The organism is Campylobacter sp. 2014D-0258 (assembly GCF_008000495.1).
GTDB lineage: Bacteria > Campylobacterota > Campylobacteria > Campylobacterales > Campylobacteraceae > Campylobacter_D > Campylobacter_D jejuni.
This window is the reverse complement of record NZ_VOAR01000025.1, coordinates 205781-229336: the sequence shown is the minus strand read 5'-3', so window position 1 is coordinate 229336 and position 23556 is coordinate 205781. Positions and strand designations below refer to the sequence as shown.

The window sequence follows — 23556 nt, the reverse complement described above, 5'->3', positions numbered from 1 at the left end:
ATAATTTTAGCATTTTTATAAAGAATAATAAAGGATTGATAAATAATGAAGATTAAAAAAATACTTTTACTAGTGGCAATATCTTGTTTGTTTGTTGCTTGTAGCAATGATAAAGAAAAGCAGCAAAATGATGTAAATTTAAGCACCGAGGCAAGTATAAATCAAAGTGATGATATGAATTTTAAACTTAATTTGATTGATGGAGGATCAATTTCAGTTAAAAAAGAAAATGCCGTTTTAAATTTCAACGATGAAGATAAGGTAACTTTGTTTGTATTTTTTACCACTTGGTGTACCCCTTGCATTGCTGAAATCCCTCATCTTAATAAATTACAAGAAAAGTATAATAATGATTTTAATATAGTTGGGGTTTTATTAGAAGATAAATCTAACGATGAGATTCAAAAATTTATAGAACAGCATAAAATATCTTATAAAGTCGCTAATGGTGAAAATAACTATCTTTTAGCTAAAGCTTTAGGTGGGGTAAATGGAATTCCTACCATGTTTCTTTACAACAAGCATTCTAAATTGATTAATCAGTATTTAGGGCTTATTCCTGAAGAAATGCTAGAAATTGATATACAAAAGGCTATACTTTAATGTTTAATTTTTTTAAAAAAGGACTTGCAAAAACTCTTGAAAATATTGTTGGAGTTAAAGGAGAGAATAAAAAGATAACCAAAGATTTGCTTGAAGAAATTTTGCTTGAAGCAGATGTAAGTTATGAAATAGTTGAAGAGATAATTTATTATTTACCACCTCAAAATGAAGTAAAAAAAGAAGATTTAAAGCGTGTTATGGGTTCTTATTTTCTTTATGAAAAAAAAGAAACCAATCAAGAAAAACCTTTTGTAGAGCTTATTTTAGGAGTAAATGGAGCAGGAAAAACAACAAGTATTGCCAAGCTTGCTTATTTATACAAAAACCAAAATCAAAAAGTGATTTTAGGAGCGTGTGATACTTTTAGAGCAGGTGCGATTGAGCAATTAAAACTTTGGGCGCAAAAAGTGGATGTAGATATAGTTTTAACTGCACAAGGGCATGATCCTTCAGCGGTTGCTTTTGATACCATTTCTAAAGCAAAAGCAAAGGATTTTGATAGAGTTATTATCGATACAGCAGGACGTTTGCAAAATCAAAAAAATTTAGCTCATGAGCTTGAAAAAATTGTGAGAATTTCAAACAAAGCTTTAGAAGGTGCACCCCATAGAAAAATTTTAGTTTTAGATGGAACACAGGGAAATGCTGGAATTTTACAAGCTAAAGCTTTTAATGAGCTTGTAAAACTTGATGGTGTGATTATTACAAAGCTTGATGGGACAGCTAAAGGGGGTGCACTTTTTGGTATAGCAAGAGAGCTTGAGCTTCCTATTTTTTATGTAGGCGTGGGTGAGCAAATGACGGATTTACAAGAATTTAATGCAAGTGCTTACTTAGATACTTTATTAGATCCTATTTTTGAATAATGGCAAAGAATAAAGCACTTTTTGAATGTCAAGCTTGTGGAAATCAACAAAGCAAATGGCTTGGAAAATGTCCTGATTGTGGAGCTTGGGATAGTTTTATAGAATTAAAAGCTGAGCAAATTAAAGTTTTAAAAGAGCTTGCGCAAGTTAGTATGAAAACAAGTGAAGCTGTTTGTATTGAAGATGTGGAGTTGGAATATTTTACAAGATACAGCACAGATGATAATGAGCTTGATTTGGTTTTAGGTGGAGGGCTTGTTGAAGGTTCTTTAGTGCTTATAGGCGGAAGTCCAGGTGTGGGAAAATCTACGCTTTTGTTAAAAATTGCTTCAAATTTAGCTAAACAAGGTAAAAAAGTGCTTTATGTCAGTGGCGAAGAAAGTAAAGCCCAGATTAAATTAAGAGCTGATCGCCTTGAGGCTAATACTCCGAATTTATTTTTACTTACTGAACTTTGCCTTGAAAATATTTTAGAAGAATTGCACAAAAAAGATTATAGCATTCTTATCGTTGATTCTATACAAACTTTATATTCAAATAAAATCACTTCAGCAGCAGGAAGCATCACTCAAGTGCGTGAGATTACTTTTGAGCTTATGCGTGTGAGTAAGGCTTATAATATCAGTACTTTTATCATAGGGCACATTACTAAAGAAGGTGCTATAGCAGGACCTAGGGTTCTTGAGCATATGGTAGATGTGGTGCTTTATTTTGAAGGAGATGCTACTAAAGAAATCAGACTTTTAAGAGGCTTTAAAAATCGTTTTGGTGGAACGAATGAAGTAGGTATTTTTGAGATGACTGCTAAGGGTTTGATTAGCGCAAAAGATTTAGCAAATCGTTTTTTTACTCGTGGAAAGGCTATTTCAGGAAGTGCTTTAGGTGTTGTGATGGAAGGATCTCGTGCCTTGGTTTTAGAAGTTCAAGCTTTAGTGTGTGAAAGCTCTTATCCAAAACGCAGCGCTACAGGATATGAAAAAAATCGCTTAGATATGCTTTTGGCTTTGCTTGAAAGAAAACTTGAAATTCCTTTAGGGCATTATGATGTATTTGTAAATATTAGCGGTGGAGTAAAAGTAAGTGAAACTGCTGCGGATTTGGCTGTGGTTGCAGCTATTATTTCAAGTTTTAAAAATCGCCCTTTGAGCAAAGATAGTATTTTTATAGGGGAGCTTAGTTTAAATGGAGAAATTAGAGAGGTTTTTAGCCTTGATACGCGTTTAAAAGAAGCTAAAATGCAAAAATTTAAAAATGCCATTGTTCCTTCTAAGCCTTTGGAAGATATAGGGCTTAAGTGTTTTGTTGCTAAAGAACTTTCGCAAGTTTTAGAATGGATGTAAATTTTCATTAAAATATAAGTAAGATTTTGCTAAAATTTCGAGTTTAGAATAAAATTTTTGAGGAAACCATGAAAGATTTATTTTTATTTAGCTCTTTGCTTGATGCAAGTCATACTTTTTCTTATTTTTTTCACATAGGTTTGGTAGCTTTAATTGCTGTTATAGTGGCTATGATGGCTACTCGTTCTATGCAACTTGTTCCACGCGGTATGCAAAATTTAGGTGAGGCTTTTTTAGAGGGAGTTTTATCTATGGGTAGAGATACCATGGGAAGTGAAAAAGGTGCAAGAAAATATCTTCCTTTGGTTGCAACTTTGGGGATTATAGTGTTTTTTAGTAATATTATAGGTATAATACCTGGTTTTCACGCTCCAACTGCAAGTTTAAATTTGACTTTGTCCTTAGCTATTATAGTTTTTGTATATTATCATTTTGAGGGTATTAGGGCACAAGGTTTTGTAAAGTATTTTGCTCATTTCATGGGACCTATTAAACTTTTAGCTCCTTTGATGTTTCCTATAGAGATAGTCTCTCATCTTTCTCGTGTGGTTTCTTTGTCTTTCCGTTTGTTTGGAAATATTAAAGGCGACGATTTATTTTTAATGGTAATTTTAGCTTTAGTTCCTTATATAGCTCCACTTCCTGCTTATGTGCTTTTAACTTTTATGGCATTTTTACAAGCTTTTATTTTTATGATTTTAACTTATGTATATTTAGCGGGTGCAACTGTTGTTGAGGAAGGTCATTGATCTATATTTTAGAATTTTTCAAAGGCGCATCTTTAGCTTTAATGCTTTTTGGTGCACTTTTCTTCTTTTTTAAATATAATTCTTTTTTCTATCTTTGCTTGGGTATTATACCAGGTTTGCTTTTATCTTTAATTTTTGTTTTACTTATAGAAAACCATAAGCTGAAAAATGAAAATAAGTTAAGATAAAAGCAAAAAAATAGTTTATTTTCTAAGCATGAAGCTCTTCTTTAAGCAAATACTTTACAGCTTCATAAATTTTAATAGCTGCTTTGGATTTATTCATAGTATAAAGATGAATTCCATCTACACCACTTGTGATTAAATCGACAATTTGATCGCAAGCATACGCGATACCTGCATCTTCTAAAGCCAAAGTATTATTTTCATATTTTTCTAAAATTTTAACAAATTTAGGAGGGATTTTAGCTCCGCAAAGTTGAGAAATTTTTAAAACCTGTCTTTTGTTAGTAATAGGCATAATACCTGCGTAAATAGGTATGTCAATACCTGCTAAAGCACAATTTTGTTTAAAAGTATAAAAATCTTCATTATCGTAAAAAAGTTGAGTAATGAGCTTGTCTGTTCCTGCATTTACCTTAGTTTTAAGATGGTGTATATCCTCGATGAAATTTTTAGATTCATTATGTTTTTCAGGATAGCATGCGGCATAAATTTCAAAATATTCTTGTTTTTTTATAAAAGAAATTAAATCACTAGCATAAGAAAAATCTTTGCTTTTTTCTAAATTCTCACATATGTCGCCTCTTAGAGCAAGAATTTGATTAAGATTTTTTTCTTTGCATTTTTGAAGTATCTGAGTGATTTTTTCTTTACTAGAATGGATACAAGGTAAATGTACTATGCTAGGAATTTGATATTCTTTCTGGATTAAGCTTGCAATTTCTAAAGTGTTTTGTGAGTTAACAGAGCCTCCAGCTCCAAAGGTTACGCTGATAAAATTAGGGCTTAATTGCCCTAAATCATCTAAGATAGCATGAAGATTTTTGATATTTTCATCTTTTCTTGGTGGAAAAACTTCAAAAGAAAAATTGCACATAAAAACTCCTTATAATTGTTTTCGTATTTTTTGCGTAGCCGTAACTAAATTTTTAAGAGAGGCTATGACTTCTTCATAAGCCCTTGTTTTAAGTCCGCAGTCTGGATTGATCCAAATTTGTTCTTTAGGTAATTTGTTTAAAATTTTTTCTATAGTTAAACTTAATTCTTCTACGCTTGGAACTCTAGGGCTATGTATATCATAAACTCCTGGTCCAACTTTGGTTTTAAAATGAATAGCTTTTAGGGTATCTAAAAGACTTAAGTTTGATCTTGAAGCTTCAAAAGAAATCACATCAGCATCCATAGCGTCAATTTCTTTTAAGATATCGCTAAATTCACTATAACACATATGAGTGTGAATTTGAGTTTTAGCTTTTACCCCACTATGCACAAGATTAAAAGCAGGAATAGCCCAATCTAAATACTCACTATGCCAATCGCTTTTTCTTAAAGGCAGTTTTTCACGCAAAGCGGCTTCATCAATTTGTATGATTTTTATACCTGCATTTTCAAGATCTAATACTTCATCTCTTATAACTAAGGCAATTTGCTCAGTGCTTTCTTTTAGACTGATGTCTTCTCTTGGAAAGGACCAATTAAGTATGGTTACAGGCCCAGTTAGCATGCCTTTTACGATTTTTTGACTTAAACTTTGTGCAAATTTAGACCAAGCTAGGGTAATAGGCTTTGTGCGTGATACATCACCCCAAATCACAGGAGGCTTAACGCACCTTGTGCCATAGCTTTGAACCCAGCCATTTTGAGTAAATAAAAAGCCCTTTAAATTCTCTCCAAAATACTCCACCATATCATTTCTTTCAAATTCTCCATGCACTAAAACATCAAGTCCTATTTCTTCTTGAATTTGTATGCATTCTTTGATTTTTTGTTGGTTAAATTCAGTGTAGTTTTGAGCTGAAATTTTTTCTTGCTTAAAGGCAAGGCGATTAGATCTTACATCGGCACTTTGAGGAAAGGAACCTATGGTTGTGGTTGGTAAAAGAGGGAGTTTTAAAAATTCTTTTTGGATTAAGGCGCGTTCTTTAAAACTAGGCGTTCTGGTAAAATCTTCTTTTTTTAAAGCCTTAAGCCTTGCTTTGACTTTTTCATCTAAACGCTCCGGGATATTTTTAAAAAGCTCTTGATTGGCTCTAAAGAGCGGATTTTCTTCGCTAGAATTTAGAATTTCTTTTAAATCTTGAAGTTCTTGAAGTTTTTCTTTAGCAAAGGCAAAAAGTTTAAGATAGCTTGAATCTAATTTGCTTTCAAATTCAGTGCTATAAGGCACATGCAAAAGTGAGCAAGAAGTGTTTAAGACGATATTTTGTGTATATTTTTGAAGCTCTTTAACAAGCTTTAGGCTTTTAGCATAATCATTAGCATAGATATTTTTGCCGTTAATAAGACCTGCAAAAAGGATTTTATCTTTAGCAAAGCCGTATTTTTGAACTAAAGCTAAACTTTGTTTACCTTCGATAAAATCAAGCCCCAAAGCATCAAATTTGCTTTCTAAAAGTTTAGAATAAATATCTCTTAAGTCTCCAAAATAGCTTTGAAGTAAAATTTTAAGATTTTTTTTGTGATTTAAAAGTTCTTGGTAAAATTCTTCAAACAAAGCGATATCTTCCTTGCTTAAATCATAAACCAAATAAGGCTCATCAAGTTCAAGCCATGTCACTTTAAGTTCATTTAGTTTATCAAAAAGCTCTATGTAAGCGTTTAAAAGCTTTTCTTTGGCGAGTTTTTGAGTTTTTTCATCTTTAAAGGCAATGAGTTTAAAAAGTGTGAAAATGCCTATTAAAACAGGCTTGCTTTCTATGCCAAGCTCTTTAGCTTCGAGATATTCTTTAAAAATTTTATCCCCTGTTAAAGCTATAATATCAGCATTATCACACTCAGGCACCAAATAATGATAATTTGTATTGAACCATTTTTTCATTGCTAAGGCTGTAACATCTCCATTTTCTCCTTGATAACCTCGACTTTGAGCAAAGTATTCATCTAAAGCATCTAAATTTAAATTTTTATACTTTGTATGAACAATGTTAAAAAGCACAGCCGCATCTAAGACATTATCATAAAGTGAAAAATCATTACTAGGGATAAAATCAATGCCAGCTTTTTGAATTTCTTGCCAGTGTCTAATCCTTAAATCCTTAGCGCTTTTTAAAAGCTCCTCTTTTGAACTTTGGTTTTTAAAGTATTTTTCAATAGCAAATTTTAATTCTCTATTTGCACCTATTCTTGGATAAGAAATGATTGAATTTTTCATATTTGTTCTCCTTAAAATGTAGGGATTAAAGCACCCTGATATTTTTCTTCTATAAATTTTTTAACTTCATCGCTTTGCAAAGCCTTTACTAGGGTTTTGATTTTAGGAAGGTTTTCATTACCTTCTTTAACGGCGATGATATTGCCATATTCACTATACTTACTTTCTGTATAAAGCCCATCTTTTACAGGGTTTAAACCTACTAAAATAGCAAAATTGCTATTAATAAGAGAATAATCTACATCATCTAAACTTCTTGTAAGTTGAGCGTCTTTTAACTCTACAAATTTAAGCTTCTTAGGATTTTTAGTGATATCTAAAGGAGTGATGAGCTCATTATCCTTAACTTCTATAAGTCCTTTGCTTGCTATAATGCGTAAAGCACGGCTTTCATTTGTAGGATTATTGGGTATAGAAATGCTTTGTCCTTCCTCTGGGTTAAATTCTTTATATTTTTTTGAATACACTGCCATAGGTTCTATATGGATACTGGCAACTTTTACAAGATGGGTGCCTTGCCTTTGATTGAATTCTTTTAAATAAGGTTCATGCTGAAAATAATTAGCATCTAACTCACCATTTTCAACCATTACATTAGGGATTACCCCATCATTAAATTCATAAATTTTTAAATCATAACCTTGTTTTTGAAGTGCTGATTTTATAAATCTTAAAATATCTGCATGAGGTGTTATAGAAGAGCCAACTTTAAGTTCTTCATCTGCCCATGCAAAACCGGTAAAAAGAGTAGCGACGCAAAAAGCTTTAGTAAATAAAGTCATTTTTTCTCCTTTATGCAAAACTAAATTTTTCTATCAAGTCACTATGATAAATACTTGCTACATCAGGATGAGAGCGTATCATTCTTTTAAAATAATTACTTGCAACATTTCTTAAAAGTGGATTTTTAGGATCAGTATCCACACCTTTGCTTTCTTTAGCAAGCTCTGGATTTAACTTAAAAATAGGTATATCCTTATCAAGTTGCACTCCAAGAAAATAAGCTATGCTAAAGCGTTCTTTTGGGCTTAAATTCACGCGGTGAATAGTAGCTTTTAAATAGCCATTGGTAGCTAGTTCTAAAAATTCTCCTATATTAACTACAACGCTATTTTCAAGTGGGGGTATACTAAGCCATTTACCATCTATAAAAGCTTCAAGTCCACTTTGTTTTTCTTGAAAAACAAAAGTGATAAGCCCACCATCTTTATGTGAACCTACGCCTTGAGTGATATTTTTTGAGCTTTTTGGATAATGTATGATTTTACAATGTTCGTAAGAATTTTCTCCATAAAGTTTATCAAAAGCATTGCTAGGTAGATCAAGAGCTTGAGCAAAGGTTTTTAAAAGCTTTAAACAAGCTTTTTTGGTTTGTTTGTGCCAAGTTAAGAAAGTTTTTTTAAGTTCTGGAATTTCACTAGGCCAAAGATTAGGACCTTCTAGTCTTTGCCATAAGGGTGAGTTTAAATTCCAGTTTAAAGCATCTCTTTCTGTGCCTATATCCAGTTGTTCTCTATAATCCTTAGTTCCTGCTGTGTATTCAAAACCTTCGCTAGTATAACCTCTAAATTGAGGAGAATGTACCATAGAAATAAGCTCTTTCGAACTTCTAGAAAGATTAAAAAATTCTTTGCCAAGTTTGAATAATTTCTCGTTTAAATTTTTATCTATACTGGTATTGATAAGATAAAAAAAACCTATTTTAGAAGCAATTTCTCTTAAATTTTTAAGAAAAGTGCTTTTATCTTTTTCATAAGCTTGTAAATCAAGTATAGGTAAATTCATTTTTGCTCCTTAAATTAAAATTAAGGATAAGAAGATATTTTGAATTAAATTTTATTAGAGAAATTTTTGTAAGTTAAGATTTTAAATGAGTATTTTGAAAAAATAAACTTTTTTGACTTTCTTACACATTATATCTCCTTATCCACTTTTTGGACCTTTGGAAACATAATGTTAAGCCAAAGGACGCACTAGATACTACACATCTCGCACATCAGTTTCATTTTTTCTCCTTTTAAAATAATAAAATTTCAAAATCATATATAAAAATATATTAATTAAAGCTTAATCGTTTAAAAAATAAAGATTCTTTTTAAGCATTCTCGAGTTTTAATTCTTTGTTATTCATTATGCTAATACCTAGATTTAAAACCTTTTGGGCAATTTGTTTGGCTTCATCTAAAGAATGCATGGCACAAGTTCCGCATTGATAGATATTAAGTTCAGGAATTTTGCTTTGATCGCTTACGCTTAAAACATCTTTCATAGCTTCTTCCCAAGCTTTTGCAATACTTTTCTCATCAGGTGCTCCAATTAAACTCATATAAAAACCCGTGCGACAACCCATAGGTGAAATATCAATAATTTCAACTGAATTTGAATTTAAATGATCTCTCATAAATCCTGCAAATAAATGTTCTAAGGTATGAGTGCCTTTTTCGCTCATAATGTCTTTATTTGGTATGCAAAAACGCAAATCAAATACACTAATATCATCACCCTTAGGTGTTTTCATAACTTTAGCTAAACGCACAGCAGGAGCTGGCATTTTAGTATGGTCAACTTTAAAGCTGTCTAATAATGGCATTTTAACTCCTTAAATATAAATTGCCTAAGGATTATAGCATTTAAAGTTAATATTTAAAGCCTTTCTAAAAGAAAAAAAGATAAAATAAAACATTTAAAAATTCAAGGAAATTTTATGTTTGAAGTAGTTATAGGTCTTGAAGTTCATACTCAGTTAAATACAAAAACAAAAATCTTTTGCTCATGTGCAACTTCTTTTGGAGAAGCTCCAAATACTAATGTTTGTCCCACTTGTTTGGCCTTACCAGGAGCTTTGCCTGTTTTAAATGAAGAGGCTGTAAAAAAAGCTATAGCTTTTGGAAAAGCTGTCAATGCAACAATTAATAAAAAAAGTGTTTTTAATCGTAAGAATTATTTTTATCCAGATTTACCTAAAGCCTATCAAATTTCACAATTTGATATCCCTATAGTAGAAAAGGGTGAGCTTTTTATCAATGTAAAGGGTGAAAATAAACGCATAGGTATTACAAGAGCACACTTAGAAGAAGATGCAGGTAAAAATATCCACGAAAATAATTTTTCTAAAGTGGACTTAAATCGTGCAGGAACTCCTTTGCTTGAGATTGTCAGTGAGCCTGAGCTTAGAAGTAGTGATGAGGCAGTAGCTTATCTTAAAAAACTTCATTCTATTATACGCTTTTTAGACATTTCAGATGCAAATATGCAAGAAGGAAGTTTTAGATGCGATGCAAATGTTAGTATAAGACCTAAGGGCGATACAAAACTTTATACTAGAGTAGAGATTAAAAATCTTAATTCTTTTCGTTTTATCCAAAAAGCTATAGAATATGAGGTAAAAAGACAAAGTGAGGCTTGGGAAGATGGAACTTACGAACAAGAAGTAGTTCAAGAAACTAGACTTTTTGATACGACAAATTTGGTTACAAGAAGTATGCGTGGCAAAGAAGAAGCGGCAGAATATCGCTATTTTCCTGATCCTGATTTATTGCCTGTTTTATTAAAAGATGAGTTTTTGGATATTAAAATCCCTGAGCTTCCTGATGAGAAGAAAGTACGCTTTATAGACAAGCTTGGTATAAAAGAAAGTGATGCAGAGGTTTTAATCAGTTCTTTAGAAATGAGTCGTTTTTTTGAAAGTCTTATTTCTCAAAATTTAAATCCTAAACTTTGCGTAAATTGGTTAAATACTGAACTTATGGGACTTTTAAAAGGAGAATTGACTATAGAAAATTCTCCTGTAGATGCTCAAAAGCTTGGAGTTTTAATTAAACGCATAGAAGATGGCACTATCAGTGCAAAAGCGGCTAAAGATGTTTTGGCTTTTGTATTTGAAAATACTAGCGTGGAAATTGATGAAGCTATAGAAAAGCTAGGACTTAAACAAGTAAGTGATGACTCAGCCATAGAAGCGGTGATTGAACAAATTTTAAATGCAAATGCCGATAAGGTTGCAGAGTATAAAAGTGGTAAAGAGAAGCTTTTTGGATTCTTTGTAGGTCAAACCATGAAAGAAGGCAAAGGAGCTTTTAATCCTGCAAAAGTAAATGAAATTTTAAAAACAAAGCTTGGTTGATGCGTATAGCGGTTATTGGTGCGGGAAAATGGGGCAGTGCTTTACATCTAGCCTTAAAAGAAAATCACAATTGTTTTATCAGTTCTTTGCATCAGCGTGATTTAGAAGATTTTGTTAGTATAAAAGAAGCTTTAGAATGTGAATATCTTGTTTTTGCTTTAAGTTCTCAAGGGATGCGTGCTTGGCTTAAAGAAAATTTCATCAACAAGGGACAAAAAATTTTAATTGCTTCAAAAGGCATAGAAGATCAAAGTTGTCAATTTTTAGATGAAATTTTTTTAGATTTTGTACCAAAAGAAAATTTTTGTGTTTTAAGCGGTCCTTCTTTTGCTGCTGAAGTGATGCAAAAACTTCCTACTGCTTTGATGATTAGCGGGATAAATCAAGAGCTTTGTAAAAAATTTGCAAGTTTTTTCCCTGATTTTATTAAAACTTATATTGATAATGATGTTCGTGGTGCTGAAATTTGTGGTGCTTATAAGAATGTTTTAGCAATTGCAAGTGGGATTAGTGATGGGTTAAAACTTGGTAATAATGCAAGAGCAGCACTGATTTCAAGAGGACTTATAGAAATGCATCGTTTTGGTAAATTTTTTGGCACTAAAGAAGAAACTTTTTTAGGATTGAGTGGGGCAGGGGATTTGTTTTTAACTGCAACGAGTGTTTTATCAAGAAATTATAGAGTGGGTTTAAAACTGGCGCAAAATCAAAAATTAGATAGTATTTTAGCCGAACTTAATGAAGTAGCAGAAGGTGTAAAAACTGCTTATGCTATAGAAAAACTAGCAAAAATGAAAGGAATTTATACACCTATTGTAAATGAAGTAGTGGCAATTTTTAAGGGTAAAAGCGTGCAAGAAGCAACGCAGAATTTATTAAAACAAAATGATTAAGGAAAAATCATGATAATTAAAAATGCAAAAATTTATGGAGATTCTTTACAAGATATAGAGATTAAAGAAGGAAAAATTACCAATATTGGTTCTAATTTACAAGGCGAAGAAATTTTAGATGCTAAAGGTATGACTTTACTTCCATCTTTTGTGGATTTGTGTGTGAGTTTAAAAAACGATAAATTTTCTTTAGCTAATTTAGAGCTTTTAGAAAATGAGTGTCTAAAAGGAGGAATTTCTAGTATAGTTTTGCGTGATTGCATGGATTTTGATGAAGAAAGTTTTGCTTTATTTTTACAAAATTTAGCTCAAAGAAAGATGCAAATTTTTTCAAGTGTGCGGGTTAAGGATGCAAACGGCAAGCTTAAAAATTTAGCCACTCTTTTAAATAAAGGTGCTTGTGCTCTAGAACTTGACAGCTCTTTAGATGCAAATACTTTAAAAGTAAGTTCACAATATGCTTTTATGAAAGACTCTCCAATTTTTGTGCGTTGTTATGATAAGGATTTTGATGATAATGGAGTGATGAATGATTGTGAAATGAGTTTTGAGCTAGGGCTTATAGGCATGAGTAAAATCGCTGAAACTAGCCAGATAGCTAAAATGAAAGAATTGGCTAAATTTTATAAAAATAAAGTTATTTTTGATCTTTTAAGTTTGAAAGATTCTTTAGTATTATTAGATGAAAAGGATTTAAAACTTGTAAGCATTCATCATCTTATCAAAGATGATAGTGCTTGTGAAGATTTTAATACGGCTGCGAAACTTATGCCACCTTTAAGAAGTAAAGAAGATGTTTTGGCTTTAAGAGAGGCTTTAAAAGAAGGAAAGATTAGCTTTTTAACCTCCCTGCATAGTGCAAAATCAATTTCTTTAAAAGATTTAGCTTTTGATGAAGCGGCTTTTGGAATTCATAGCGTATGCGAATTTATAAGTCTTTGTTATACTTTTTTAATCAAAGAAGGATTTTTAAATTGGCAAGAGCTTTGTCAATTTACAAGTAAAAATCCTAGTGAATTTTTAGGTTTAAATAGTGGAGTTATAGAAGTTGGCAAAGAAGCTAATCTAGTTCTTTTTGATGAGAATGAAGAAATTTTTGCTCCAAAAAGTTCTCTTTATTCTGAGGATAAACTTTTTGGAAAGATTAAGATGCATATAATTAAAGGAAAAAATATTTTAGAAAAATAAGCTTTACTTAAATTCCTAAAGATAGTTTAAATCCTAAAAATACAAGTGCTGCCATAATACCAGCGGCTGGTAAAGTGATAATCCAAGCCAATCCTATAGGCTTCATCATAATCCAATTTGCGTTTTTATTATACACTCCTATACCCAAGATAGCACCTATGAGTATATGGGTGGAGCTAACAGGAATTCCAAATTGTGTAGCTAAGAGTATAACTATGCTTGCACCAAGTTCTGCAGAAAATCCAGTAGTAGGCCGTATGGTTGCAAGTTTTGAACCCACTGTAGTAATCACTTCTTTACCTAAAAACCAAAGTCCTACAACTAGAGCAACTCCAAACATAGCTAAAGCAGCAAAAGGTACAGGAGAAGTCGCGTTAATTGTGCCGTTTTTTAAGACATCTAAAATCGCTGCAAAAGGACCTATAGCATTGGCTATATCATTGGCTCCGTGTGAAAATGCAAAACTAGAGGCTGTAAATATTTGAAACCATGAGAAAATTCTATCAGTAGTTTTATTAAGTTCTGTTTTTTTAACGATTTTGACTATAGCAAATGTTACAACATAACTTATAGTTCCTATAATTCCGATAATCCAAAAGTTTTGTAAAATATCCAAAGTGCTAACATTATTTAAACCTTTAAATAAAAACATTGCCGAAATGATAGCAGCAGCAATACAAGCAATGATTGGCATATGAGTTTTTAAAATAGAGTAAATATCTATATCTTTTTCTTGATCCTTAAATTCCTTCATTTTATTTCTATAGAAATTATTTTCTTGTTCTTCTTCATCCAAAGCTATAGCGGAAAGTTCTTTGATTTGTTCTTCTTGGGATTTTGTTTTTAAATTTAAAAAATATTCTTCTTTGAATTTTTTTCTTTCTTTTTTGATATTTTTCAAATCATCATTTAGTTTTTCTGATGGTTTTAAAATTTTCTTATCAATATATGAATAAATAATATAAGCTACAATACCCCCTAAAAGAGGCGAAGCTACCCAAGAAATAGCTATTCTTAAAATTTCACTCCATTTAACCATAGAGAGTGTTTGGATTCCATCAAATTTTAAAAGCCCCATCATAATGCTAGCACCTACAATCCCACCAACTATACTGTGTGTGGTTGATACAGGTAAGCCTTTCTTGGTTGCAATAAAAATCCAAACCCCAGAGCTTAAAAGTGCAGCAAGCATAATGATAACAAAAAGCATAGGATCTAAAGAATTTGGAAAAATAACAATACCGCTGCGTATGGTCTTAGTAACTTCTGCGCCTGCGAAGATTGCCCCGCTTAGCTCAAAAACAGCTGCTATAATTAAAGCTTGTTTAATGGTTACTGTTTTTGCGCCAACGCTTGTTCCAAAAGAATTGGCTACATCATTTCCACCTATATTAAATGCCATAAAAATGCCAAATATAGAAGCAAGAATAAAAAGAATCAATTGATGTTGCGAAATATAACCAAATCCCCAAATAACAAATGCGATAGTACTGATAATAAAAATAACAAAAGCTATGAGGTTGTCTTTTTGCATTAATAACCCTTTTTTATTTTAATTATACACTTATTTACTTTAAATTTGCTAATTTTATTTTTTAGTCTTTGTGGAATTTTTATTTATATTATTTTTTTATAATAAATACTTAAACAAGAAATAATAAGGAATATAAGAATAATGAGGGGTATTTTTTATATAATAGCATTGTTTTCTTTACTCAATGGCGATGAACTTACAGAGGCTTTAGCAAAAAATAATAATCAAAATTCTTGGGAGCACTTTGATTATAAAAATACCAAAGAAGCTCCAAAAATTCAAGAAGAGAATGTGGATTTTAAAAGCACTTTTGATAGCTTACTTTCAAAAACTTTAGAAAATAATAATGGTATAGATAAAACAGATGGGAATTTAGATTTTCAAAATGAAAATGTGCAGGTTAAAAATTTAAGTTCTCTTTATGAGGGGGAGAATAATTCTTTGCTTTTTCAAAAAGAACTTTTTGTGGCTCAAAATAATTATAATTACTCAGGGGGTTTAATCAATCGTTATGAAAAAGATGATTTTTTATTTGGAGTTAATGGTTTTATTGATAAACAAAAGGAACAAAAAGATACTAAAAGCTTTGGTACAGAGTTTGGTTATAGTAAATTTATAAAGGCTTATAGTAATTATTATATACCCAATGAAGCAGAAAAAAATTTACAGCTTGGAATGAGTTTTGTAATTCCAACTTATACCGCTTTTGCTTTTGATATAAGTAAGGATAATGATAAAACTAATTATCAAGTATCTTACTCTCCTTATAGTGTATTTAGTTTAAATTTATTGCGTCGTGATTATAGTGCAAGAGAGACTGTTGATGATACTGTTGTTCAAGTTGGATTTAGTTTTAATTTCAATGAAAGTTTTTTAAAGCAATTTAGAAAAAAAGATAATACTTTAGAGGAGGTTAATCGATATGATTTCCTCCAAAGAACTCATTAGTTCATTCCAGCATTATGAAATTTTTCTGGATTGTCCATAGCGTAGCGGAATTTTTCCCAATCAATTTGTTTATCCCAGATAGCAACGATTAAAGCTGCTACTGAATTTCCGCAAAGATTTCCAACCGCTCTCATTTCAGACATAAATTTATCAACACCTAAAAGAACACCTATAGCAGCTACTGGTAGAACTTGTGCTAAGGTTGCATTTGCTTCTGAAATTTCCATATTTCCTAGAGCCGCAAGCGTACTTCCAAGCACTATAAAACCTGATCCAGTTACACCTACTGCACCTTTTGAGGCTATCATTAATACTATTAAAATACTGATTTCGTGTGCTAAACTTAAATTTACATTGAAAGCTTGTGCTAGAAAGATTAAGCTCATAGCTAGATAAATATTTGTACAATCAAGATTAAAACTATATCCCGTTGGTAAAACAAGTCCGACTGTTGCTTTAGAAAGTCCTGCTTTTTCTAGTTTTCTCATTAAAGGAGCAAGTGCAGACTCGCTTGAACTGGTTGCAAAAACGATCAATACTTCTCTTGAGATAAATCTCATAAATTTGAAGATATTTACTTTTGCAAAATAACAAATCAGACCTAAGATTCCAAATATAAAAACAAGACATGAAATCAGCATTACTAAAAGTAAATATGCTAAGTTGATCAAAGAGCTAATTCCGTATTGAGCTATGAGTACAGCCATTGCTGAAAAGGCGGCAATAGGACTAAAATACATAATGATTTGTAGAATTTTAAAAACAAAATTTTGTACCACTTCAAAAACTCTTTGAATTGCCTGTTTGTCTTCTATTCTCATTAAAGAAATAATCAAAGCAGTAATTATAGCAATAACTAAAACTTGTATGGTTTTTCCTTCTGTAAAAGGTGTGATAATATCAGTAGGCATAGCATCTTTTAAAATATGCATAATCTCAGAGCTCGCACTTACTTCTGTGGTTTGAGAAATGTATTTTTGAACGCTTTTTGTATCAAGTTGACTTGGATCAAGATTCATTCCATGGCCTGGTTGCATAACATTTGCCATAAAAATACCTATAGCAAGTGCTAAAGTACTTACAACTTCAAAGTAAATAACCGCTTTAGCACCAATGCTACCTACTTTTTTTAAACTTTCAAGACTAATGATGCCCAAAACCAAAGTAACAAAAATAATAGGGCCTATAAGAACCTTTAAAGCACCTATAAAATAATCAACTCCTGGTTTGCTAGCAATGGCTAATTCTTTATCTGTATAGCCAAGTACAATACCTGTAATAATGCCTATAATCACCCAAAATCCAAGACTTTTGATAATACGTTTATATAAAGGCGGTTTTCTTTCAGCTAAAGTTTGACTTAAAGTTTCCAAGTTTATTCACTCCTTTTGATCTTTGTAAAATATAATTTTAACAATGTGTATCGTAAATTTTAACAAAAAAACAAATCTAGAAATACTTTCTTTTATATGATATGATAATTTTTTATATAAACGTTACAAAATTTCTCATTATTTGCATTATAAAATTTAAAATATTTTTGAAAATTTTATAATTTTGTAATTCAGTTTGCTTTTTGTTATTTATTATTGGTAATAATTCTATTTTTGATTTATTTGTTTTATTGGGATGTTTTAAATTATGAAAGAAATAGTTTTGTCTGAAAATGCTTTAATTACCTCTAAAACAGATCTTAAGGGGAATATCATTTATGCCAATAATGACTTTTTAAAATACGCAGGTTATAAAGTCGATGAGCTTTTATATAAATCTCATAATATAGTAAGACATGAAGATATGCCACGCACTGTATTTAAATGTCTTTGGGATTATATTCAAAAAGGAGATGAAATTTTTGCATTTGTGAAAAATAAATCCAAAGATGGTAATTTTTACTGGGTTTTTGCAAATGTAAGTGCTTCATTTGATGCTAATGGAGATATCATCAATTATTATTCTGTTCGTCGTGCACCCAATAGAAAATCTCTTTCTATAATTGAAGAAGTTTATAAAATTTTACTTGAAAAAGAGCAAAAATCAGGCATTAATGCTGGAGTTTCAGCTTTAATGGATATTGTAAGTTCTTATAAAATGACTTATAATGAACTTATTTTTAACTTACAAGAAAATAACTAAATAAGATATATTTAATCTTTTTTATTGTATAATTTTCGCCTAAAAATTAAAGTAATATATTATTAAAGTATTGTTTTGATTTATGATTTCAAAAAATTTTCAATAAAAGGGGTAAATTTATGGTGAAAAATGGATTATTATCAACTATTTTTCTAAGTGTTATCGGTGTTTTAGGTGTCATTTTTATTCATATTTTTGTTGGAGCGATAATTTTTGTTTTAATCGCTGTTTTAATGATTTATTTGCTTAGACAACACAAAGATGAGCAAATAATGATAGATAAACTTTTGGTTCTTTGTAGAGAGTTAAAAGAAGGAAATTTTGACAATAGAATTATCTATGTAAAAACAAAAAGCAAAAAATTAGCCGAAATAGCAGATAATCTTAACAATACTATTGATGGGCTAGAAGCTTACTTAAGGGAAATTAATACTTCTATTTCTTGTTCTCAAAAAGGTGAATTTTATCGCAAGGCTTTGCCTGAAGGTTTAAAAGGAATTTTTGCTCATAATATCGAATTTATAAATAAAGCTTTAGCAAACATAGAAGTGACAGCAAGATCTACTTTTAAAAATGCTTTATCAAGAACTTTAATGGATTTAAGCCTTGGAAATCAAAATAAAGACATGTCTCAAATTTCTAGCTCATTAAATCAAGATATTAGTATAATGAAAAATGTATATGATACAGTGGATGCCATTTCTCATACAGCTACAGAAAATGGTTCAGAAGTGGATTCTTTACAAAGTGCTATGGGTTCTTTAATGGATGTTGTAAATTCGAGCAAGGAGACAGTACAAACTTTTGTGGCTAATTCACAAAATATTACTTCAGTGGTTGAAGTAATACGCGATATAGCCGATCAAACCAATCTTCTAGCTTTAAATGCTGCTATTGAAGCTGCGCGTGCAGGAGAGCATGGTAGGGGCTTTGCGGTTGTGGCTGATGAAGTTAGAAAGTTAGCAGAAAGAACTCAAAGATCTACAAGCGAAATTTCTATTGCAATTCAGACTATGCAACAAGATTTTGTAAATATCCAAAGTGGCAGTGAGCAAGTTTTTAACATTGTTAGTGAATCTGAAGAAAGAATTAATAAATTTTCTCAAGCTTTTAAACGTCTAGAAGAAAATAGTAGTGCTCTTGGTGTTAATTTTGGATCCTTTGCAAAGAGATTGATTTTGTCTGTGGTTAAAATCGATCATATTCTTTATAAATCAAATATATATTTAAATTTAAATGGGGCTCAAAATTTCAATCTTGAAAGTGTAGATCCAATTTCTAATCTTTGTCAAGATGAGAGAGCTCAAGGTGTTATTAATGAGCTTAGTTCTGAAACTGAGTTAAATTTAGCTAAAGAATTTATAAAAGATAACGCTAAAAAAGCAATAGAAGAATCAAGTCAAGATTATATCGATCAAAAAGCTTATGATGCGATTGTAAATGATATTAAATCACTAGAGCAAAGAAGTGCTGAAATCTTAGCAAAATTAAAAATATAAATTAAGAGGGTGGGAAAATGTCAAGAGAAATTTTTTTACAAGAAGATAGTTTAATTACTTCTAAAACAGATTTAAAAGGTAAAATAGTTTATGCAAATGATGATTTTTTAAAGTATGCAGGTTATACCATGGGTGAAGTTTTAAATAAACCTCATAACATAGTAAGACATGAAGAGATGCCAAAAACTGTTTTTAAATATTTATGGGATTATATGAAAGAAGGCAAAGAAATTTTTGCTTACGTAAAAAATAAAACCAAAGATAACAATTATTATTGGGTTTTTGCAAATGTAACCCCATCAATAGATGTTAATAATAATATCATAGGCTATTATTCCGTTCGTCGTATGCCAAATAAAAGCGCTATTTCTACAATAGAAAGTCTTTATAGCGATCTTTTAAGAGCAGAACAGCAACAAGGCTTAAATAAGGGTGTTGAGATGCTTAAAAATTTCTGCAAAGATGCAGATAAAACTTATAATGAGCTAATCTTTTCTCTTCAAGAAGCTAAATAAATTTTTGTTAGACTTAAAACGAGTTTGTTTTAAGTCTAAATATTATATAATCTTTCTTTTAAAAATTCACATTTTTCAAGGTAAAATATGTTTGATGTCATTGTTATAGGTGGTGGACATGCAGGTGTTGAAGCAAGTGCTGCTGCTGCTAGAATGGGTAAAAAAACCTTACTTTTAACTACATTGATTGAGCAAATAGGAGCGGCAAGTTGTAATCCAGCCATAGGTGGACTTGCTAAAGGGCATTTGGTAAAAGAACTTGATGCCATGGGTGGTCTTATGGGTGAAATCACCGATGAAGCAGGGATACAATTTCGCATTTTAAATGAAAGTAAGGGTGTAGCCGTTCAAGGAAGTAGGGCGCAAATTGATATGGATAAATACCGTATCATTGCACGTAATAAACTTTTAAAACTTCCAAATTTAGAAATTTCTCAAGAACAAGCGAGTGTTTTAATCGTAGAAAATGATGAAGTTAAAGGCGTAAAAACAAATTTAGAAAACACATATTTTGCCAAAAAAGTGATACTTACAACAGGAACTTTTTTAAATGGACTTATTCATGTAGGTGAAAATAAACTTCAAGCAGGAAGGGTAGGGGAGCTTGCTTCGGTAAATTTAGGAAATTATCTGCAAACTTTGGGTTTAAAAATGGGACGTTTAAAAACAGGAACTTGCCCAAGAGTGAATGCAAAAAGCATTGATTTTAGTGTGCTTGAAATTCAAGATGGTGATGTAAATCCTAAAGCTTTTAGTTTTCGTTCAAGAAATTTCAATCCTACTCAACTTCCTTGTTATATCGCACGCACTAATACAACTACACATGAGATTATTAAGAATAATTTTTATCGTGCTCCGCTTTTTACAGGACAGATTGAAGGTGTGGGGCCAAGGTATTGTCCTTCTATAGAAGATAAGATCAATCGTTTTAGCGACAAAGAAAGCCATCATCTTTTTATAGAGCCTCAAACTATCGATGCGACGGAGTATTATATCAATGGTTTTTCTACTTCTTTACCTTATGAAGTACAAACTCAAATGTTGCGTTCTGTAAAGGGTTTTGAAAATGCTAAAATAACCCGTTTTGGTTATGCTATAGAATATGATTATATAGAGCCAACTGAACTTAAGCATACTTTAGAACTTAAAAAGATTAAAAATCTTTATTGTGCAGGACAGATTAATGGAACTACAGGTTATGAAGAGGCTGCAGCACAAGGCTTTATGGCGGGAATCAATGCAAGCTTAAGCATAGATATGAAAGAGCCTTTGATTTTAAGGCGTGATGAAGCTTATATAGGAGTTTTAATCGATGATTTGGTAGTAAAAGGCACAAAAGAACCTTATAGAATGTTTACTTCAAGAGCGGAATTTAGACTGCTTTTAAGGGAAGAAAATGCTATACTTAGACTTGGAAAATATGGCTATGATTTAGGGCTTTTAAGCGAGCAAGATTTTACTTATATACAAAATATCGCAAACAATCTTCAAAAAGGACTTGAATTTTTACTTTCTAAAGAATTTACGCCTAACAACCAAAATAATGCTTTTTTAGAGAGTTTAGGAGAAGATAAAATTTCTTCTATAGTCAATCTTCAAAAAATTGTTGCAAGAGCAAGTTTTGATATAGAAAAATTAAAAAAACTTGACCCTATATTTGAAACCATGGATCATTACTCCTTAAGAGAGATTTTAAATGAGGCAAAGTATTATCATTACATTAGTATGCAAAAAGCTCAAGTAGAAAAAATGAAAAATCTTAGTGAGCTTAAAATTCCTGAAAATTTTGATTTTAAAAGTGTAAGTGGTTTGAGTAATGAGGTTGTAGAAAAGCTTAATCATCATAAACCTCCAACCATTTTTGCTGCAAGTCAAATCAGTGGAATCACTCCTGCAGCGTTGGATATTTTGCAAATTTATATCAAAATGCAAAAGAAAAAAGCTTAAATGCTTGCTTTTTTTATTTTTTTATCTACTTTAGTTTTACTTTTTTGGCGTCCATGGAATTTACCTATTTGGGTATTTTCTAGCTTGGGGGCTTTTTTTGTTTTTATTTTTCAATTGGTAGATTTTAAAGATGCTTGTTTTGTTTTTTCTTTGGTTTGGGATAGTTCTTTAACTTTGGTTGGGTTGATTATCCTTTCTTTTAGCTTGGAAGCTTTGGGATTTTTTGATTTTATTGCGAGTAAAATTTTGTATTTTTCTAGAGAGAAAAATCAAGAAAAAATTTATATCAGTACAAAAAAAATGATGTTATTTTTGTTGATTTTTGTATTTTTTCTTTCTGCATTTTTTGCTAACGATGGAGCGATTTTAATCATTACACCTATTATTATAGCTTTATTTTCAACTCTTAAAGATTGTAAAAATCATGCTTTTATTTTAAGTTCTTTTTTACTTAGCCTTTCTTTTTTATGTGATGCAAGTTCAAACGCTTTGGTTATTTCAAATTTAACCAATATCATCACAGCAAATTATTTTAAGATAGAATTTTTAGAATTTGCTAAAAATATGTTTTTGCCAAATTTTTTTGTTTTGCTTTCTACTATAGTTACGGTTTTTGTGCTTTATGTGAGAGTTTTACCTAAAAGGCTTGAATTTAAATTAATCAAAAAAGAGCAAATTTCATTGAAATTGTTTTTTCTTTGCATAGTATTTTTATTTCTTTTTGTTATCAGTTTTTTTATAGGTGAAATTTTTAATATTAAAATAAGTTTTTTTGCTTTGCTTTGGGCGGGAATTTTTTGGCTTATTATTTTAAAAATTCAAGGTAAAAAAAGTATTAAAATTCTTTTTGAAGCACCTTATGGAGTTTTGCTTTTTAGTTTTGGGCTTTATATGGTGGTTTTTGCTTTACATAAAATAGGTGTGAGTGAAATTTTGGTTAAAAGCTATGCTTTTTTGATGCAAGATAAGAGTGGAATTTTTGGTGTGGCTTTGATTTCAGCTTTTGGATCTTCTGTGTTTAATAATTTGCCTATGGTTTTAATCGGAGATTTGGCATTAAAAGAATATTTTGAGAATTTTTCTTTTGATTCTTTGATGATTTATGCACATCTTTTAGGTGTAAATATAGGTCCAAAACTTACGCCAATAGGTTCTTTAGCAACTTTGCTTTGGCTTGGAGTTTTGGCTAGAAAAGGCATTAATATTTCTTTTTGGCAATATTGTAAATTTGGCTTTTTGATAACTTTACCTGTGCTTGTTTTTTCTCTTTTTGCTCTTATTGTCTAAATATCAAAACTTGTTAAACAAAGAAAAAATTTATTTTAATTTCGATAAACTTTTAACTTGGTTAAAAAATAAAATCGAAAGGAGCAAGTTATGGCTACATCTGAGAGTAGACGAAGCTTTATGGGCTTTGCATTTGGAAGCGTAGCTGCTGTAGGCGGTGTTTTCTCACTTGTTGCGATGAAAAAAACTTGGGATCCGCTTCCAAGTGTTAAAGCTGCAGGTTTTACTACAGTAGATTTATCAGGAATGCAAGATGGAGAGCTTAGAACTATAGAATGGCGTAAAAAGCCTATTTTTATATTAAAAAAAGATGCGAGTATGCCAAAAGATGAAAAACGTGATGTTGTGGTAGATAACGCAGCTTATACTGTGGTTATAGGACTTTGTACACATTTGGGTTGTATACCTGCTTACCAACCAAGTGAGCAATTGTTTAAATGCGCCTGTCATGGTGGAGAATTTGACACAAGTGGAAAAAATGTCTTTGGACCTCCTCCAAAGCCTCTTGAAATTCCTCCTTTTAAGATTGATGGAACCAAGCTTGTTTTAGGTGAAGAGGGTCCTGAATATAAAAAAATGATAGCGGAGGCTTAAG

General features: G+C 31.0%; 22 protein-coding genes. 15 read left to right on the top strand and 7 right to left on the bottom strand.

Annotated features, from left to right (window positions below; genetic code table 11):
• Positions 1 to 45 precede the first annotated feature (45 nt).
• The 5 genes from SR62_RS05945 to SR62_RS05925 all read left to right on the top strand — a co-directional run bounded on the left by SR62_RS05945 (position 46) and on the right by SR62_RS05925 (position 3746).
• Positions 46 to 603: a TlpA family protein disulfide reductase gene (locus SR62_RS05945; RefSeq protein WP_002858112.1), complete on the top strand. Its 558-nt coding sequence runs from the start codon at positions 46 to 48 to the stop codon at positions 601 to 603.
• Positions 603 to 1469 carry a signal recognition particle-docking protein FtsY gene (gene ftsY, locus SR62_RS05940; RefSeq protein WP_002892725.1) on the top strand — a complete coding sequence of 289 codons (867 nt, stop codon included), beginning with the start codon at positions 603 to 605 and terminating at the stop codon, positions 1467 to 1469. Before SR62_RS05945 ends, ftsY begins: the two co-directional genes overlap by 1 nt.
• Complete coding sequence (gene radA, locus SR62_RS05935; RefSeq protein ID WP_002892723.1) at positions 1469 to 2809, top strand: DNA repair protein RadA; 1341 nt, start codon at positions 1469 to 1471, stop codon at positions 2807 to 2809. Before ftsY ends, radA begins: the two co-directional genes overlap by 1 nt.
• Positions 2810 to 2877: 68 nt before the next feature.
• On the top strand, positions 2878 to 3558 hold the full coding sequence (locus SR62_RS05930) for a F0F1 ATP synthase subunit A (RefSeq protein ID WP_002858390.1): 681 nt from the start codon (positions 2878 to 2880) through the stop codon (positions 3556 to 3558).
• On the top strand, positions 3555 to 3746 hold the full coding sequence (locus SR62_RS05925; RefSeq protein WP_002852856.1) for a membrane protein: 192 nt from the start codon (positions 3555 to 3557) through the stop codon (positions 3744 to 3746). The genes SR62_RS05930 and SR62_RS05925 overlap by 4 nt, the downstream gene beginning before the upstream one ends.
• Before the next feature lie 22 nt (positions 3747 to 3768).
• Here SR62_RS05925 and metF read toward each other — a convergent pair whose 3' ends face one another.
• The 5 genes from metF to luxS form a co-directional block, all read right to left on the bottom strand.
• Positions 3769 to 4617 carry a methylenetetrahydrofolate reductase [NAD(P)H] gene (gene metF, locus SR62_RS05920; RefSeq protein WP_002892722.1) on the bottom strand — a complete coding sequence of 283 codons (849 nt, stop codon included), beginning with the start codon at positions 4615 to 4617 and terminating at the stop codon, positions 3769 to 3771.
• A gap of 9 nt (positions 4618 to 4626) precedes the next feature.
• Positions 4627 to 6891, bottom strand: a complete 2265-nt coding sequence (metE, locus tag SR62_RS05915) for a 5-methyltetrahydropteroyltriglutamate--homocysteine S-methyltransferase (protein ID WP_147502307.1) — start codon at positions 6889 to 6891, stop codon at positions 4627 to 4629.
• Between the two features lie 11 nt (positions 6892 to 6902).
• Positions 6903 to 7673 (bottom strand): MetQ/NlpA family ABC transporter substrate-binding protein, encoded by a 771-nt coding sequence (locus SR62_RS05910; RefSeq protein WP_187106216.1) that lies wholly within the window; start codon positions 7671 to 7673, stop codon positions 6903 to 6905.
• A 10-nt stretch (positions 7674 to 7683) separates the two neighbouring features.
• Positions 7684 to 8676 (bottom strand): isopenicillin N synthase family dioxygenase, encoded by a 993-nt coding sequence (locus SR62_RS05905; RefSeq protein WP_002867376.1) that lies wholly within the window; start codon positions 8674 to 8676, stop codon positions 7684 to 7686.
• 310 nt (positions 8677 to 8986) lie between these two features.
• Positions 8987 to 9481, bottom strand: coding sequence for an S-ribosylhomocysteine lyase (gene luxS, locus SR62_RS05900; RefSeq protein WP_002892718.1), 495 nt, complete (start codon positions 9479 to 9481; stop codon positions 8987 to 8989).
• A gap of 114 nt (positions 9482 to 9595) precedes the next feature.
• Between luxS and gatB the strand changes: the two genes are divergently transcribed.
• Genes gatB through SR62_RS05885 form a run of 3 tightly spaced genes read left to right on the top strand, consistent with a single transcriptional unit; the run spans position 9596 to position 13095 of the window.
• Positions 9596 to 11014, top strand: a complete 1419-nt coding sequence (gene gatB / locus SR62_RS05895) for an Asp-tRNA(Asn)/Glu-tRNA(Gln) amidotransferase subunit GatB (RefSeq protein WP_002859278.1) — start codon at positions 9596 to 9598, stop codon at positions 11012 to 11014.
• Positions 11011 to 11907 (top strand): NAD(P)H-dependent glycerol-3-phosphate dehydrogenase, encoded by an 897-nt coding sequence (locus SR62_RS05890; RefSeq protein WP_002859277.1) that lies wholly within the window; start codon positions 11011 to 11013, stop codon positions 11905 to 11907. The genes gatB and SR62_RS05890 overlap by 4 nt, the downstream gene beginning before the upstream one ends.
• Positions 11908 to 11916: 9 nt before the next feature.
• Positions 11917 to 13095 (top strand): metal-dependent hydrolase, encoded by a 1179-nt coding sequence (locus tag SR62_RS05885; RefSeq protein ID WP_002905840.1) that lies wholly within the window; start codon positions 11917 to 11919, stop codon positions 13093 to 13095.
• A 7-nt stretch (positions 13096 to 13102) separates the two neighbouring features.
• Here the strand turns inward: SR62_RS05885 and SR62_RS05880 are convergent, their stop codons facing one another.
• Positions 13103 to 14629, bottom strand: coding sequence for an inorganic phosphate transporter (locus SR62_RS05880; protein WP_002852729.1), 1527 nt, complete (start codon positions 14627 to 14629; stop codon positions 13103 to 13105).
• Between the two features lie 141 nt (positions 14630 to 14770).
• On the opposite strand from SR62_RS05880, the gene SR62_RS05875 reads away from it, so the two are divergent.
• On the top strand, positions 14771 to 15577 hold the full coding sequence (locus SR62_RS05875) for an inverse autotransporter beta domain-containing protein (RefSeq protein WP_002860429.1): 807 nt from the start codon (positions 14771 to 14773) through the stop codon (positions 15575 to 15577).
• On the opposite strand, the gene SR62_RS05870 is transcribed toward SR62_RS05875, so the two are convergent.
• Positions 15574 to 16950, bottom strand: coding sequence for a cation:dicarboxylate symporter family transporter (locus SR62_RS05870; protein ID WP_147502305.1), 1377 nt, complete (start codon positions 16948 to 16950; stop codon positions 15574 to 15576). The genes SR62_RS05875 and SR62_RS05870 overlap by 4 nt on opposite strands.
• Before the next feature lie 268 nt (positions 16951 to 17218).
• Here SR62_RS05870 and cetC point away from each other — a divergent pair, with 268 nt between their 5' ends.
• The 6 genes from cetC to petA all read left to right on the top strand — a co-directional run bounded on the left by cetC (position 17219) and on the right by petA (position 23555).
• The gene (gene cetC / locus SR62_RS05865) at positions 17219 to 17713 is read left to right on the top strand and encodes an energy taxis response protein CetC (protein ID WP_002852821.1); all 495 of its coding nucleotides are present in this window, start codon (positions 17219 to 17221) and stop codon (positions 17711 to 17713) included.
• Positions 17714 to 17832: 119 nt separating this feature from the next.
• Positions 17833 to 19212, top strand: a complete 1380-nt coding sequence (cetA, locus tag SR62_RS05860; RefSeq protein ID WP_058001654.1) for a bipartate energy taxis response protein CetA — start codon at positions 17833 to 17835, stop codon at positions 19210 to 19212.
• 17 nt (positions 19213 to 19229) lie between these two features.
• On the top strand, positions 19230 to 19727 hold the full coding sequence (cetB, locus tag SR62_RS05855) for a bipartate energy taxis response protein CetB (RefSeq protein ID WP_002777340.1): 498 nt from the start codon (positions 19230 to 19232) through the stop codon (positions 19725 to 19727).
• Between the two features lie 87 nt (positions 19728 to 19814).
• The gene (gene mnmG, locus SR62_RS05850) at positions 19815 to 21674 is read left to right on the top strand and encodes a tRNA uridine-5-carboxymethylaminomethyl(34) synthesis enzyme MnmG (RefSeq protein ID WP_147502304.1); all 1860 of its coding nucleotides are present in this window, start codon (positions 19815 to 19817) and stop codon (positions 21672 to 21674) included.
• Entirely contained in the window at positions 21675 to 22961 is a 1287-nt protein-coding gene (locus SR62_RS05845; protein ID WP_002856353.1) for an arsenic transporter, read from the top strand.
• A gap of 90 nt (positions 22962 to 23051) precedes the next feature.
• The gene (gene petA, locus SR62_RS05840; protein WP_002852880.1) at positions 23052 to 23555 is read left to right on the top strand and encodes a ubiquinol-cytochrome c reductase iron-sulfur subunit; all 504 of its coding nucleotides are present in this window, start codon (positions 23052 to 23054) and stop codon (positions 23553 to 23555) included.
• Position 23556: the final 1 nt, after the last annotated feature.